Below are 13,915 nucleotides of genomic sequence, written 5' to 3'. Positions count from 1 at the left end.
GAGGGGAGTATGGGTGCATCAACTCTCAGCCCTGCCCGGAGTCCCGGGTTCATCCCTCGCTGCCGCACCGCACGCCATCGCCACGAAGTCGGCAACTTTGGCGTGGGCCTCCAGGCTGTGCCGCAGGTAGGTGTCGGGAGCCAGGCGGTACTGGTTCCGACGCCCCGCCTTCTCCTTGACCACGTAACCCTGGCTCACCAACTCGCTGACGATCTGCTGCACGGCGCGTTCGGTGATCCCCACCTGCTGCGCGATGTCTCGCATCCTCGCCGTAGGGTTCTTGGCTAGGGCCACGATCACGTGGCCGTAGTTGGAGAGAAATGTCCAGTCGCCGGATGCCATAATGAAGCATGATACGCGAGTTTTAATTCATGAAATAGAAAGGGACCCCATGATCACTCCCCTCACCGATGCGATCCACCTGGAACACGACCCCTCGGGTCTCGACCGGCTCCTGGAAGCCGACATCGAACTCCTCACGCAGCTCCACGACCAGGTGCTCCGGGAGTCGGGCGCCGGGGCGCTCGCCACGCTCATGAGTCAAGTGCAGGACTCCGCGGCACGGGCCGCCGATGGCGGCGACCCCGAAGAGCCTGGCCGGATCGTCGGGGCGCTCACCGCTCCGCAGGCACTCCAACTCGCGCAGGCCCTGACCGTCCATTTCCACCTGATCAACCTCAGCGAGGAGCGGTATCGCTCCAGGCTCATCCGCGGAACACAGTCCGAGGTGGCGGGCACAGCGCCGGACGTGTGGCCAGCGGTGGCCGCACTCGGCCCCGCAGCGGCGGCGGTGAAGAACCTCCGCATCCATCCGGTGCTGACCGCGCACCCCACGGAGGCTCGCAGGCGCGCCGTCTCCTCGGCCCTTCATCGCATCGCCGAACAACTGGACCGCTACGACGATCCGGGCTCCGGCTCGCAGGAGCGGGAATTCGCTCAGCGCCGGATGTTGGAGGAGATCGACATCCTCAGCCGCACCTCGCCCCTGCGCACCTCACCACCTCAACCCGCGGACGAGGTCCGCACCGTGATGTCCGTGTTCGACCAGACGCTGTTCCACGCGGTGCCCCGGTTGTACCGCACCGTCGAGTCCGCGATCGCCGACGGGGAGCCGGGCCGTTGTCGCCCGTCGGTGCCCGGCTTCCTGCGGTTCGGTTCCTGGGTGGGCGGTGACCGTGACGGCAACCCGTTCGTCACGGCCGAGGTCACCCGGCAAACCATGTCCATCCAGGCGGACTGCATCCTCAAGGCGCTCACCACCGCGGCGGAGCGCATCGCCCGCACCCTCACGATGAGCGAGGACGCCAGCCCCGCATCGCCAGAATTGGCCAATGCGCTGGCCCGTGATGCGGTCACGGCGCCGGAGATCTTCCACGGCATCCGCAATTCGTCTCCCGGAGAGCCGCACCGGCAGAAGCTGCTCTTCGTCGCCACCAGGCTCACCGCCACCAGAGAGGGCCAGATCGATCTCGCGTACCGCGAGCCCGCTGAGTTGGTGGCTGATCTCAATCTGATCCAGACCTCCCTGGAGCGGGCAGGAGACACACGGGCGGCCTTCGGGGAGCTCCAACACCTGATCTGGCTGGCCGAAACCTTCGGCTTCCACCTGGCCGACCTGGAGGTGCGTCAGCACAGCGACGTGCACCGGCGAGTCTTGGACGAGCTGCTCGGGCAACTCGACTGGGACCCGGAGGCGCCCGGCAGCCCCACGCGGCTGGAGATGCTCGACTCTCTCGCGGTCAACGGTTGGCCGGCCCACGTCCGGGCACTCACCGACGCCACCCGTGAGGTACTCGACACCCTGCGGGTCATGTCCTGGCTTCAGGAGCGCTGGGGGACTCAGTCCTGCGGCCGTCACGTAGTGAGCTTCACCCAGCAGGCTCAGCACCTCGTCGCGGTGCGCGCTCTTGCCCGCCTCGCGGTCGGTGACGGCGCCCTCAGGTTGAACGTGGTTCCGCTGTTCGAAACCGGAGCCGACCTGCGCGGGGCCGTCGCTGTCCTTGAAGAGTGGCTCACCCTGGAGAGCACCCGCCGCTGGCTCGACGAGGTGGACCGGCACGTCGAGGTGATGGTCGGTTACTCGGACTCGGCCAAGGACGTCGGACCGGCCAGCGCGACTCTGACCCTCTACCGGGCGCAGACCCAGATCGTGGAGTGGGCGCAGCGCCACGGCATCCAGCTCACGTTGTTCCACGGCCGGGGCGGCTCCCTGGGCCGTGGCGGAGGCCCTGTGCACCGGGCCATCATGGCCCAGCCTCCGGGTTCGGTCTCCGGTCGCTTCAAGGTCACCGAGCAGGGCGAGGTCATCTTTGCCCGATACGCGGACGTGACCCTGGCCCAAGCGCACCTGGAACGGCTCACCTCGGCGGTGCTGCTCGCAGACACCGACGACGTGGTGCACCGCAACCGTGCCGCCGCTGAGGAATTCGACGATGTCGCGACGACGGTGGAGCGGGTGTCTCGCGAGACCTACCTCAGCCTCGTGCGCACGCCTGGCTTTGCCGACGTCGTAGCTGAGTCGAGCCCGCTCGAAGAATTGGGGCGGCTGAGGCTCGGATCCCGTCCGGCGCGGCGAAGCGGCGCGGAGAAGGGCAGGGATCTGAGTGACTTCCGGGCCATCCCCTGGGTGTTCGCCTGGTCCCAGATCAGGGCGAACGTGCCCGGCTGGTTCGGGCTGGGCTCCGGGTTGGCCGCTGTGGATGACCTCGAGCGGTTGCGCGCTGCCTACCGTCAATGGCCGCTGTTTGCCAGCATGATCGACATCGCGGAGATGAGCCTCGCGAAGGCGAACCCGCGCCTGGCGAAGTCGTTCCTCGCGCTCGGCGGGCACGAGGGCGTCACAAGCGCGGTGCTGGAGGAGTTCGAAATGACGCGCAGCCTGGTGCTGGCGATCCTCGAACAGGGGGAGTTGCTGGAGCGCAAGCCCCGGCTCGGTACGCGGATTGCTCTGCGGGCCCCGTCCATCGACGCGCTCAGCCACCTCCAGTTGCGCGCACTGCGCGTCATGCGCGAGGCTGCTCCAAGAGACGACGCCCCCTCGCAGGAGGACCCGGATCTGTGGACGCGGGTCCTGTTGACCACCGTGAACGGAGCAGCGGCCGGGCTGCAGAACACTGGATAGCCGAAGCGGTAACAGGCGCTGCGCTGCTCTCCGCCTTCTCCAACTGGCATCGATCCCACTGAGGGCTCCTCGCCGCCCGGGTCCGGGGCGCTCTCATTGCGGCTGCTCCCACGGGCGAGTTCCTCGAGGTCGTCCGGAGAGGGAGTATCCCGAAGCGGGTCCGACCTCAGTACGGCGCAAGCCCGTGGGATCGGCCATCTGGCGGGACTCGACGTACTTCCTTTCTATGCACCTCACACCAGGAGACAGACTTGTCCATAGAGAATCTCACCGCTGACAGCCCCGTCGAGACTGATCCCTCCTGGCATGTGATCAGTGTGGAGGACGCTCTTGAGCGGATCGACTCCCGGGCCTCCGGGATCTCGACGGCGGAGGCCGAGGAGCGCTTGAAGCGCTACGGCACCAACGAACTGGTGGACCGTGGCGGTAAGCCGGCCTGGAAGATCCTGTGGGAGCAGTTCACCTCGGTGATGGTGCTGATCCTCATTGCGGCCACCTTCTTGTCTCTGATCCTCGGCAAATTCCTGGAAGCCGGAGCCATCGGCGGGATCGTGCTGATGTTCGCGCTGCTCGGCTTCTACCAGGAGTACCGCGCGGAGAAGGCCATCGCCGCGCTGCGACAGATGACGGTCCCCACTGTGCGGGTGCGGCGCGACGGCGTCACCGTCTCAGTGCCGGCCCGGCAGGTGGTGCCGGGCGATGTCGTCCACCTTGACGCGGGCACCGTCGTCCCGGCCGATCTGCGCCTCCTCGAGGTGGTCTCCCTCCGGATCCAGGAGGCCGCCCTGACGGGCGAATCCGAGGCCGTGGACAAGAAGACCACGCCGCTGGCCGGTGAAGACCTTCCCGTCGGGGATCGCATCAACATGGCCTTCTCAGGCACCGAGGTCACCTACGGCCGCGGCGTCGGCCTGGTCATCGCCACCGGCATGGCGACGCAGCTGGGCAGAATCGCCGACCTGCTGCAAGGGGTCACCTCGGAGCAGACCCCGCTCCAGGCGCGCCTCGACCACGTCGGCAAGCAGTTGGCCCTCCTCGGCGTGGTCGTCGCAGGTGTGGTCGCGATACTCGGCGCGCTGGGCGGTGAGACGTGGAGCAACCTCGTGCTCACCGCCATCTCGGTGGCCGTGGCGGTCATCCCCGAGGGTCTGCCGGCCGTCGTGACTTTCACGCTGGCTGTGGGTGCACAGAGGATGCTGCGGCGCAACGCGCTGGTGCGCAAACTGCCTGCGGTGGAGACCCTGGGCTCCGTCACCACCATCTGTTCGGACAAGACGGGCACCCTCACCCAGAACAAGATGACCGTCTCCACGCTCGTCCTGCCTGACGGTACCTGGACCCCAGGCGGCGACGCGCCCTCAAGTGCGGCCCTTGTCGCGCTGGCGGCCGGGGCGCTGTGCAACAACGCCGAGATTCGCCACGTCGACGGGGAGGGGATCAAGACCATCGGCGACCCCACCGAGACCTGCCTGCTGGAGGCCGCCCAGGCCGGTGGGATCGATGTCGTGACGTTGCGCTCTGTGATGGCGAGGATCGGGGAGTTGCCTTTCGATTCCGAGCGCAAACGCATGAGTACCCGGCATGCGCCGCTAGCCGGACAGGTGCCTGAGCTCGCACAGCTCCCGCAAGACCTTGATCTCATCTTTGTCAAGGGAGCCGTCGACGGGCTCCTCACGCGCGCCACGGGAGTCTTTGCCGACGGCGCCATCCGAGCCCTCGACGATGCGGCACGCGCCTGGGTCGAGGACACCAACAAGGACCTGGCCTCTCGTGGTCAGCGGGTTCTGGGCCTTGCCGTGCGGCTCATTCCTCCGGGCCGCACGCCGGCCGATCCTGAGACCGACCTCGTCCTGGTGGGTGTCGTCGGCATCATCGATCCCCCGCGGCCCGAGGTGGCCGCAGCCGTGGCCACCTGTCAGGGCGCCGGCATCCGACCCGTCATGATCACGGGCGACCACCCTCTGACTGCGCAGGCGATCGCCCGCGAGCTCGGCATCGGGCGCGACGGTGGAGTGCTGACAGGCGTCGAGCTGGACCGCCTTGACGCCGAGGAGTTCGATCACGCCAGCCGCACGGTCAACGTGTTCGCCCGGGTCTCGCCCGAACACAAGCTCCGGCTGGTCGATTCGCTGCAGCGTCACGGCCAGATCGTGGCCATGACGGGCGACGGCGTCAACGACGCACCCGCACTGAAGAAGTCCGACATCGGCGTGGCCATGGGCATCACCGGCACCGACGTCTCGAAGGAGGCTTCGGACATGGTGTTGCGCGACGACAACTTCGCCACCATCATTGCCGCCGTCGAGGAGGGCAGGGTCATCTACGACAACCTGCGCCGGTTCGTCTCGTTCGCCGTGGCCGGAAACCTCGGCAAGATCATCGTCATGGTCGGATGGCCCATCCCGTTCCTCCTCCTCCCCTTCGATGGGACGGCGGCCGTGGCCCTGCTCCCGCTGCAGCTGCTCTGGCTCAACCTCATGACCGACGGCTTGCTGGGCCTCGCGATGGGCAAGGAGCCTGCCGAGTCCAAGGTGATGCGCAGGCCTCCGCATGTGCCAGGCGGGAGTCTCTGGACGGGTGGCCTGGGCCGCCGGACCGTGTGGATCGGCTTGGTCATCGGCTTCGTGGCGCTGGGGATCGGTTTCTGGTACCACGAAACCGGCAACCCGGCGTGGCAGTCGATGCTGTTCACCACCCTGGCGTTCCTGCAGATCGGGCAGGCCTTCGCCACCCGGTCCCACCACGACTCGCTCACCACGATCGGGTGGCGCTCCAACACGCTGCTGCTGTGGATCGCCGCACTGGTCCTGGCACTGCAGTTGGCAGCGCTCTACACGCCGCTGGGCGTTTTCCTGAGGCTGGAGCCGCTGGGCGCGGTCGATCTGATGATCGCAGCGGCCACCGGCGTCGGATTGCTGGTGCTGATCGAGAGCGTGAAGGCCGTCGATCGTCGCAGGGGTGTTGGTATCAGCATCGGACGCCACTGAGGCCGGGCTGGTGCAGCGGGCGAGGATCAGGTACCCGTCGTTCCTCACGATCCAGTGTGTCGGTTGCGGTCATCCCGCTCCCTTCCATCGGCATAGAAGGTTGGGGCCAAACTTGTGTACCTCAACCCTCATGGTCGGCCAACCCGGCCAGCAACAGCATCCGAGAGAACGTGTCGGACGTGGCCCGCGGCTGATCCATCACATCCTGGCCGTGGCCGAGCGCCCATCGGGCGATTTCGTACTCGCGTCTGGATAGCCGGTATGTCCTCACCGAGAACGATCAGTGCTACCCCTGAGGAGTCGACGAGCCGGAGGGCAGGCGGCGGCGAGTTGCTCTTCGACGAGGAGACCAGCGCCTGTCGGCTATTCCATCGGATTATCCAGAGAATCCGATGTCATGAGCGTTGACTGCCCGACGGCGACATCAGCTCGTCACCTGCGACGACGCGCCGCTGCCGCCGTGCGGGTGGAGCCACAACCGCCGCGGCCAGAGTTTCGCGCGGGGTGTGAACCTGCCGACCTCGGTCAAGTCGCGGAGGGCGAGGAGGGGGAGGGTCCCCTTGTAGAGGACTCGCTTGTCAGGTTCTTTGCGGCGTTGGGGATGCCCCTCCGCTCGGTAGCGCCTGGGTTCGGGTTATGTCGACGGGGGTGCTGGGTGGTTCAGGGCCCGAGGAGTGCGAGGGGGACGACGGCGATGCCGTCGGGGCGGCGGTAGGCGTGTCTGCGGGTGTGGATGATCATCTGGTCGACGAGGCAGTCGCCGAGTTGTTGGTCGAGCCAGTTGAGGTGCTTGACGTTGGCGGGTCTGATGGTGTCGGTGAGTTTGACCTCGATCGCGATTGTGGATCGGTCTGCCGCTTCTACGATCAGGTCGATTTCGTGGTGGGTGTTCTTGGTGCGAAGGTGCCCGATGCGGGCGTCGGCTGCTTCGGCGTAGACCCGCACACCGATTGGGCGGTCAACGACTCGAAATGCGTGCGCTGTCATCGGAAACCGTCACAGGTATGATGTATCTGTATCTGATTCTGTCGAGCGTGAGGTGATGATGGACACTGCGATGCTTCCTGACCTGCTGCGCTACGACGACTTGGCCGCGCAGGGGCTCACCCGACATGGTCTTGACCGGCTGATCGAGTCGGGGGATTTTGAGCGCATCGCCCCGGGTCTATTCTTGCGGGCGGGGCTCACGGATGACACGACGGCCGCGTGGATGGCGGTCGCCGCGAAGAAGCCCGACGCGACGTTGTGCCTGCTCACCGCGCTGTCGCTGCACGAGCTGACAGATGAGATCCCCGCCCGCAGTGACATCGCCATCCCGCGCGGCACGCAGCCGGTCACCCTCCAGCATGCGCCGATTGCCTGGCACCGCTTCGATCCTGACACCTTCGGCATCGGGCGCCTCGAGTATGAGTTGCCGCTCGGGCTGTCCATCGGCCTGTTCTCGGGGGAGCGCACCCTGATCGACCTGTTCCGGCTGCGGCACGTATGGGGCAGCGACCTCGCCATCGGTGCGCTCAAGCGGTGGGTGCGTGGCAGGGGGAACAGTCCCGGCGCGCTACTGGCGCTGGCTGACTCCTTCCCGAAGGCGCGTCCCGCGGTTCAGTCGGCGCTGGAAGTGCTGCTGTGACCCCGAGCCCGCAGCACGGCACACCGGCGGGCGACGCGAGCATCGCCATCCGCAGGCTCGCCCGACAGGCAGGCGGAGACGTTCAGGAGCTGATGACCCTGTACGCCCTCGAAGGGTTGCTGGCGCGCATCGCACTCTCGGAGCACCGCGATGACTTCGTGCTGAAGGGCGGCGTACTGCTGGCCGCGTTCGCTGCGCGCCGCCCGACTAAAGACATCGACCTGCAAGCCACCAGGCTTATCGGCGACCCTGAGGAGGTCGCCGAGCGCGTTCGCATCATCGCGGCGCTGGAGGTCGACGACGGGCTCGCGTTCGACCTGGCCAGCGTCACAGCGATGACGATTCGTGAGGATGGCGAGTACGCGGGAGTGCGGGTCAAGCTCACCGCGACGCTGGGCACTTCACGGCTTAGCTGTCGGGATCGACGTGAACTTCGGCGACCCGATCTGGCCCGCACCTCGTCTTGTTGACCTTCCCCGCGTCGTGCCCCTCGGGCTCCCGCCGGTGAGGCTGCTGGGCTACCCGCTGACGATGGTGCTCGCGGAGAAGGTCGTCACCGCAATCGACCGCGGTATCGCCAACACCCGCTGGCGTGACTTCGCGGACGTGTACGTGTTGACCCGTCTTCATCCGGTCGGCGCGGCCGAGTTCCGAGCGTCGGTGAAGACCGTGGCCGAGTACCGGAACGTGGCGTTCGCGCCTCTTCTGCCGGCGCTCGCGCCGATGGGCGATTGGGCCCAGCAGAGGTGGCGCGCATGGCGCACGCGATCGCACCGCGAGCATGAACTTCCCGGGGCGTTCGCCGACGTGCTCGCAGCGGTCGCAGGCTTCGCCGACCCCGTGCTGTCGGAGACGGCAGTGGGACAATGGAACCCTTCGGCGAAGTCCTGGGAGTGAATCGGCAGGTGCCGCTCACGCCCTGACCGACCAGCTGGGCTGAGGTGGCGGCGCCGTGTGCGAGCCCCAGCCCGGCAGACCGTTGATCAGGGTGGCGAGTGCTTCACGGGTGGCGGCCTCCATCCCGTGTGGTAGGGCCTGGATGCGTGGCTCGCGGGCCATGGCCTCGATGAGCGCCGCGGAGGGGTGGGCGAGCGCCCACAGACCAGTGATGAGGGAGTGCAGGCCGCCGAAGAATTGATCCCTGGAGGAGGGTCCCACTCGCCGTGATCGGTCGTCAGAGCGACGAGGAGCCGCTGCATCGAGGCCTGGACGGCGAGCTTGAACGCGATCACCTCATCCGAGGTGACGTTGTGTTCGAGCACCGTGGGGGCGGCGATGAGCAGTTCGCACAGGAGGGGCTGCTCGGCAGCGGTGGCGGCAAGGACGCCGGAAACCCGTTCGACCTGATCGGGCTCGCCGGCGCGTGGCAGCGCGTCACAGACCGCGTCGACCCATGCGTCGTACTCCTGGGCGAGCAGGATGGCCTCGCGGGAGCCGAAGTAGCGCAGCACGTTGGATTTGGCGAGGCCGACCTGTCGGGCGATCTCGTTGAGGCTGATGTCGGCGACCGTTCGGCGACCGTCCTGCCCGTGAGCATCTGCCCGGGTGGTGGCGAGAATCTCGTGGCGGCGCTGGTCGCGCTGCTCATCGGCTCGAGTCACCGGTCAGCGCGACGCGGACCCGGCGACCCCCTTCGCCAGACTCCACAACCTGGCACGCGTGAGGGTCGTCGTGGGTTGAGGCTCAGTGGAATCGCCACGACGGCTCGCCGTAGCGCCTGCCGGGAGCACCGATGAGGCCGCAGCGCCGCCCTCGAGAACGCCCGTCGAACCGGGCTGGCGGTCCGCTTCTCCCTGTCCAGTGGTGGGATGACGTGCCGCCACCCCGGCTAACGGTGGAGCTTCCCGCCCCTGGCAGTGCCCCCAGAGCGATGACGCGATGCTGCTGGGCGAGGGCGTCGACCACGCGGGGGTCCCACTCGTCCAGGGTGGCCCCCAGGTGGGTGAGCAGCGCCACCGGCGTTCCACCCAGCGGCTTCCGCCTTCGGCGAGGAGAACGAAAGCAAACCACGCGCCAGCAAGCGTCACGTCGTGCTCTCAGCCCTGTGGTGTCCGGTGGCTTGAGGCGGGGTGGGGGCCCCGTGGTGTCCGAAGCTGTCCACCGGCTGCGGTCGGCACCCGTTATGCGGGGTGACTGGCTTGTCTTGCCGGTGACGGGAGGCCGCGATGCAGTGCGAGGAGTGTCACGCCAGCGTTCTGGGGTCGCTGCTGCTCGTGCCCGACCATGCGGGGGAGATTGGTGGTCTCGGCGCCTTCGGGCTGTTGCGGGCGGTCGACACCTGCGACCAGCTGGAACTGACCAAGTGCGGGGGTGACCTGAACGCAGCGGTCGTTGCCGATGAAGCCGTCGAGATCTTGCGCCTGCACGCGTTCTCACCCCGGCGTCGGATCGTGCTCCCTTCATCGTCTGCCGCAGGAAGAGACGCCACGGTCGCTCCCGCGTTCGCCTCCCTGGGCAACGACCTGCTGGCAGCGCTGCCGATGAACCGGGCAGCTTTCGGCGGTGATGCGTGGGTGCCGGCCACCTATGCTGAGGGGCAGCCCTGGACGCGAGATCCGCGTGGGTCTCGGGTGCAGGACTATTCCCCACGTATTCCCCACGGCAAGGTGACGAAGTGGCAATCAACCCACATAAGACGTTGTCAGGGGGCCATTATCGGCTGATAGAAGAGAGCTTCAACTCCTCTCTCGCGCACAATCTGGAACCCCCAGTCAATTGGCAGATGAGCTGATCTGACTGGGGGTTTTGTCGTTCTTGGCCTCCGCCTCAGTGGGGACGAGGATCACCGAGTGAGGAGCATCCCGAGTTCAGCAGATCCGTCGACGCAATCGCGGGCGGCGGGATCGATAGTCCCCGCGGCAGGTCAGGCGGTGGGCTTCGAGCTACGTGAGGGTGAGCGCAGCTCGCGAGGCAGGCTGCGTGGCGCGGGTGGCGGACGGCTCGCTTGATAGCCTCGGCCCATGACGGAGCCCCCTGACCGGACCTTGGGTGCTGCCAACAAGGCTGTAGGCGTGGGCGTTCCCGCCTGGTGTGTCAGGAGGGCCCGCTGGTGATGAGGATCGTCGTCGTAGCCGACTCGCACGCACCTCGTCGCTGGAAGGGGGTGCCGCCGGCGCCGGCGTCCGAGCTGGGGACCGCCGACCTGATCCTGCACGCCGGCGATGTCTGCGTGCCGGAGGTCCTGGACGAGCTCGCCAAGTACGCCCCCGTACGGGTGGTGATGGGCAACAACGACGACGAGGCGGTCCGGGACTGGGGCGCCACCGACGACCTGGAGTTCCAGGCCGAGGGCGTTCGGATCGCCATGATCCACATCGCCGGCCCCAAGCAGGGCCGCGGACGCCGCATGCGGCGACGATTCCCGCAGGCCGATGTCGTGGTGTTCGGCCACTCGCACATCCCGTGGGACGGCGTCGAGGATGGCGTGCACCTGCTGAACCCGGGATCTGTCTCTGACCCGCGGCGTGAGCCGTCGCCCAGCTTCGCCGTGCTCACCGTCGACGCGGGCACCTGGGGCACTGAGATTGTCCGGTTCCCACGATCGGGATCACGCTGACCGCCTCTCAGTGAGCAGGCTGGTCGCACCACCCGGCAGCAACAACCTTCCTCGGTGGAGCTGTTCGATGCGTTCGGTGAGGAAGCCCCACGCCGTCCAGAACTCGTCCAGTTGGGTCCTGTCGTTGGTGGAGGACCTTGGAGTTGGCCCCGTTCGCGACATCGGACTGCTCGACTCCGCGGTCCACCGCCCGCGAGTGAGCGTCTTCGGCCGGGATGCGTATCCCGGCCTCGACGACAAGGCAGCGGTGATATTGGAATCGTTGGTCGGCAACGATGCCCTGGTCGATGGGAACAAGCGCCTGGGCTGGCTGTCGCTGGTGGTGTTCTACGGACTCAATGGCATCGACTTGGACGCGCCTGACGACGAGGCGTACGACCTGGTGATCGCGGTCGCCAGCGGGACTGCCACGTACCAGGAAGTGTCGGCGCGCCTCGCGTCTTGGCACTGACCACCAGCGGCATGGGTCCGAGAGGCTGCACGGCAAACTGGGTGGGGCGGAAATCCGCCCGCACCCGCAGCACCGCGCTTGATCATTCCCAACCGAGAGATGCTGCTCTTCACTGGCCCCATCGCAGTGTTAAGGGATGCACCGGCCCTGGCCTGGGACGAGCCAGGAATCCTCGTGCCCCCTCATCTCGTATGGCCGGAGGACGAGGCCTGGTGTCTCGCATGCGAAGTCGACGAGGACATCGAGTTCACCGTCGGGTGCTCTCTCATCGTGGCAAACGTCCTTGCCAACGCCTTCCCGGGAAGGACCCGACAGGTCGAGTACGGCGCCGAGCTTCCGTTGTACCGAGACCAGCTTGAGTAGGCCGTGCGGCGCCACGGGCGGCTTTAGGGGCGGTCGCGCTCGGCGACCCGAAGCTGAACGCTGCCCTCGCTCACCGCGGCATGTCAGTGCGTTCGGTGGAGTAGGTGCACCTTGGCGTGGTGGCCGCCGCTGTCGAGCTTCGCGGCACAGGTGTACAGCGGTGCATCCAGCGCCTCGGCCAGAGCGAGGTACGCGGCGTCGTAGCTCGTGTACTGGTGACGCAACTGCCAGATCCGATCAGCCAATGGTGAGACCTCGTAGCGATTGATGGCGAACGCGAAGTGGTCACGGCGAACCTCCTCTGCGACAGCAGGATCGAGTTTGCCGCCCAGGAGCAAGCCCCGGAGTACGGACAACACCTCGACGTCGAGCAGGTGCGGCGCGTGCACGTCGCCGGTGAGAGCATCCAGCAGCTCGTCGGCCGCCTCGCTGCCGATCAGCGCCTCGACCATCGCAGAGGCGTCCAGCACGATCACCGGCGGCTCGCCTGCACGGCAGCGACGATGTCGTCGGAACTGGGCCCGCTGGAGCGGTCCCGCGCCCTGAGCCGAGCAACGATCTGCTCGTTCGTGGGCCGTGTGGCGATCTTTGCCAACTCTGCGGCGACGTAGGCCGACAACGACATGCCTTCCGACGCCGCCCGTTCCTTCAAGGTGGCGGCGACATCGTCGGAGACGTCACGGATATACAGGGTCGTCATGACGCTATGCTAGCACTCTGCAAGCAGCGCAGTCAGCACGGCCCACCGACTCACCGCGGCAGATCAGGATGTTCCCGACACTTGACCCGCTCATGTTCGCAAGTTACCTTGGATCGATGGAGGATCCAGTCATCGCCCCGTCCGCCCTCAAGCATGGCCTGGGTGAACATGAGATCCTCCACGCCTACCGCAACCCGGTTCGGATCTGGGATCTCGGCGACGGGTTCACCATGATCGTGGGTCCCAACCAGTCCGCGATCTTCTTGGAGGTGGGCTATGTCGATGGCGATCAAGTGCACGTCATCGTCCACGCAATGAAAGCCCGCGCGAAGTTCCTGAGGTGATGACCATGCCACGCACTGTTGACGAGATCCTGCAGCACGCCGACGAGCTGGCGGCGCGCTTCGAGTCCTACGAACCCAATCCAGACGACGAACTCGACGCCGGTGCAGTAGCCCTGCTCCGAGCAGCGGTCGCGGAGCGATCCGAAGCCGAGCGCCACGTGATTGACGCCATCCGCACAGCCCGCGAAGCCGGCATGCCATGGTCAGCGATCGGCGCCTTCGTCGGCACCAGCGGAGAGGCCGCCCGCCAGCGCTACGCAAGCAAGGTCGCCTGACGCACCAGGTGCGGCATGTACGGATGTTCGGCAGTCCCACGGCCGACCGGTTCGGAGCCCAGCGAGCGTGCCGTCGTGTCAGTCGGATGCCCGCAGCAGCGCCTACACCTTCGGAAGTCCGTGTGACCAATCGGCATCAAGGAGCTGGTTGATCAGACCTACGTACTGCGCCCGATCGAAAGCCAGATCCCGATCCCCAGGCCAGTCCTGCGCCGGATCATGAGGCGCGTACGGCTTTTAGCGCGATCCCCGATGTCACCGCGACGATCCCACCCCAGGTGGGCGCAGCCGCGACCTGGACTCTCGCCGACTCCGAGCGCGTGACCGCCACGTCGACGACCGTCACTATCGAGGTCACTCGCGTAGAATGCTCCAGCGGGGTGACCGGGGCGATCGCCCAGCCAGTTGTCTCACTCGGCATCGACGACATCATCATCCGGGTCGACGCCGAACCGCTCCCTGGCAACGAGCCCCAGAACTGCCAGGGCAAC

General features: G+C 67.0%; 17 protein-coding genes and 1 pseudogene. 12 read left to right on the top strand and 6 right to left on the bottom strand.

Going from position 1 to position 13,915, the window contains the following annotated elements:
• Window positions 1-18: 18 nt before the first annotated feature.
• Window positions 19-342 carry a helix-turn-helix transcriptional regulator gene (locus BCR15_RS03090; RefSeq protein WP_068750342.1) on the bottom strand — a complete coding sequence of 108 codons (324 nt, stop codon included), beginning with the start codon at window positions 340-342 and terminating at the stop codon, window positions 19-21.
• 49 nt (window positions 343-391) lie between these two features.
• Between BCR15_RS03090 and BCR15_RS03085 the strand changes: the two genes are divergently transcribed.
• Both BCR15_RS03085 and BCR15_RS03080 read left to right on the top strand, forming a co-directional pair.
• Window positions 392-3,121: a phosphoenolpyruvate carboxylase gene (locus BCR15_RS03085; protein WP_078919981.1), complete on the top strand. Its 2,730-nt coding sequence runs from the start codon at window positions 392-394 to the stop codon at window positions 3,119-3,121.
• 251 nt (window positions 3,122-3,372) lie between these two features.
• Window positions 3,373-6,108, top strand: a complete 2,736-nt coding sequence (locus BCR15_RS03080; protein WP_068750340.1) for a cation-translocating P-type ATPase — start codon at window positions 3,373-3,375, stop codon at window positions 6,106-6,108.
• Between the two features lie 660 nt (window positions 6,109-6,768).
• Here BCR15_RS03080 and BCR15_RS03075 read toward each other — a convergent pair.
• Entirely contained in the window at window positions 6,769-7,053 is a 285-nt protein-coding gene (locus BCR15_RS03075; protein ID WP_068750338.1) for a DUF4143 domain-containing protein, read from the bottom strand.
• Between the two features lie 97 nt (window positions 7,054-7,150).
• Between BCR15_RS03075 and BCR15_RS03070 the strand changes: the two genes are divergently transcribed.
• From BCR15_RS03070 to BCR15_RS15210, 3 genes are all read left to right on the top strand, one after another.
• The gene (locus BCR15_RS03070) at window positions 7,151-7,735 is read left to right on the top strand and encodes a type IV toxin-antitoxin system AbiEi family antitoxin domain-containing protein (RefSeq protein WP_068750336.1); all 585 of its coding nucleotides are present in this window, start codon (window positions 7,151-7,153) and stop codon (window positions 7,733-7,735) included.
• Between the two features lie 92 nt (window positions 7,736-7,827).
• On the top strand, window positions 7,828-8,205 hold the full coding sequence (locus BCR15_RS15215; protein WP_250638001.1) for a nucleotidyl transferase AbiEii/AbiGii toxin family protein: 378 nt from the start codon (window positions 7,828-7,830) through the stop codon (window positions 8,203-8,205).
• Window positions 8,087-8,632 carry a nucleotidyl transferase AbiEii/AbiGii toxin family protein gene (locus BCR15_RS15210; protein WP_256094430.1) on the top strand — a complete coding sequence of 182 codons (546 nt, stop codon included), beginning with the start codon at window positions 8,087-8,089 and terminating at the stop codon, window positions 8,630-8,632. Before BCR15_RS15215 ends, BCR15_RS15210 begins: the two co-directional genes overlap by 119 nt.
• Window positions 8,633-8,647: 15 nt before the next feature.
• Here BCR15_RS15210 and BCR15_RS15470 read toward each other — a convergent pair whose 3' ends face one another.
• Together BCR15_RS15470 and BCR15_RS15465 are read right to left on the bottom strand one after the other, a co-directional pair.
• A complete protein-coding gene (locus BCR15_RS15470; RefSeq protein ID WP_369404255.1) occupies window positions 8,648-8,893 on the bottom strand; it encodes a hypothetical protein in 246 nt (81 codons plus the stop codon).
• Between the two features lie 26 nt (window positions 8,894-8,919).
• Window positions 8,920-9,186, bottom strand: a pseudogene (locus BCR15_RS15465) (hypothetical protein); the annotation flags it as partial.
• A 714-nt stretch (window positions 9,187-9,900) separates the two neighbouring features.
• Here BCR15_RS15465 and BCR15_RS03055 point away from each other — a divergent pair.
• The 4 genes from BCR15_RS03055 (at window position 9,901) to BCR15_RS03040 (ending at window position 12,105) form a co-directional block, all read left to right on the top strand.
• Window positions 9,901-10,398, top strand: coding sequence for a hypothetical protein (locus BCR15_RS03055; protein ID WP_068750332.1), 498 nt, complete (start codon window positions 9,901-9,903; stop codon window positions 10,396-10,398).
• A 389-nt stretch (window positions 10,399-10,787) separates the two neighbouring features.
• A complete protein-coding gene (locus tag BCR15_RS03050; RefSeq protein WP_068750330.1) occupies window positions 10,788-11,291 on the top strand; it encodes a metallophosphoesterase family protein in 504 nt (167 codons plus the stop codon).
• A 67-nt stretch (window positions 11,292-11,358) separates the two neighbouring features.
• On the top strand, window positions 11,359-11,742 hold the full coding sequence (locus BCR15_RS03045) for a type II toxin-antitoxin system death-on-curing family toxin (protein WP_068750328.1): 384 nt from the start codon (window positions 11,359-11,361) through the stop codon (window positions 11,740-11,742).
• A 99-nt stretch (window positions 11,743-11,841) separates the two neighbouring features.
• Window positions 11,842-12,105: a hypothetical protein gene (locus BCR15_RS03040; protein WP_068750326.1), complete on the top strand. Its 264-nt coding sequence runs from the start codon at window positions 11,842-11,844 to the stop codon at window positions 12,103-12,105.
• 83 nt (window positions 12,106-12,188) lie between these two features.
• Here the strand turns inward: BCR15_RS03040 and BCR15_RS03035 are convergent, their stop codons facing one another.
• The gene (locus BCR15_RS03035) at window positions 12,189-12,581 is read right to left on the bottom strand and encodes a type II toxin-antitoxin system VapC family toxin (protein ID WP_068750324.1); all 393 of its coding nucleotides are present in this window, start codon (window positions 12,579-12,581) and stop codon (window positions 12,189-12,191) included.
• Window positions 12,578-12,805: a FitA-like ribbon-helix-helix domain-containing protein gene (locus BCR15_RS03030; RefSeq protein WP_068750322.1), complete on the bottom strand. Its 228-nt coding sequence runs from the start codon at window positions 12,803-12,805 to the stop codon at window positions 12,578-12,580. The genes BCR15_RS03035 and BCR15_RS03030 overlap by 4 nt, the downstream gene beginning before the upstream one ends.
• A gap of 116 nt (window positions 12,806-12,921) precedes the next feature.
• Here BCR15_RS03030 and BCR15_RS03025 point away from each other — a divergent pair, with 116 nt between their 5' ends.
• The 3 genes from BCR15_RS03025 to BCR15_RS14575 all read left to right on the top strand — a co-directional run.
• On the top strand, window positions 12,922-13,149 hold the full coding sequence (locus tag BCR15_RS03025) for a hypothetical protein (protein ID WP_068750320.1): 228 nt from the start codon (window positions 12,922-12,924) through the stop codon (window positions 13,147-13,149).
• A 5-nt stretch (window positions 13,150-13,154) separates the two neighbouring features.
• Window positions 13,155-13,424 (top strand): hypothetical protein, encoded by a 270-nt coding sequence (locus BCR15_RS03020; RefSeq protein ID WP_226996284.1) that lies wholly within the window; start codon window positions 13,155-13,157, stop codon window positions 13,422-13,424.
• 278 nt (window positions 13,425-13,702) lie between these two features.
• The coding region (locus tag BCR15_RS14575) for a hypothetical protein (RefSeq protein ID WP_141680016.1) at window positions 13,703-13,915 on the top strand (213 nt) is incomplete at its 3' end.

Source organism: Tessaracoccus lapidicaptus (genome assembly GCF_001693815.1).
GTDB lineage: Bacteria > Actinomycetota > Actinomycetes > Propionibacteriales > Propionibacteriaceae > Arachnia > Arachnia lapidicapta.
This window is presented reverse-complemented; position numbering and strand designations above follow the sequence as displayed.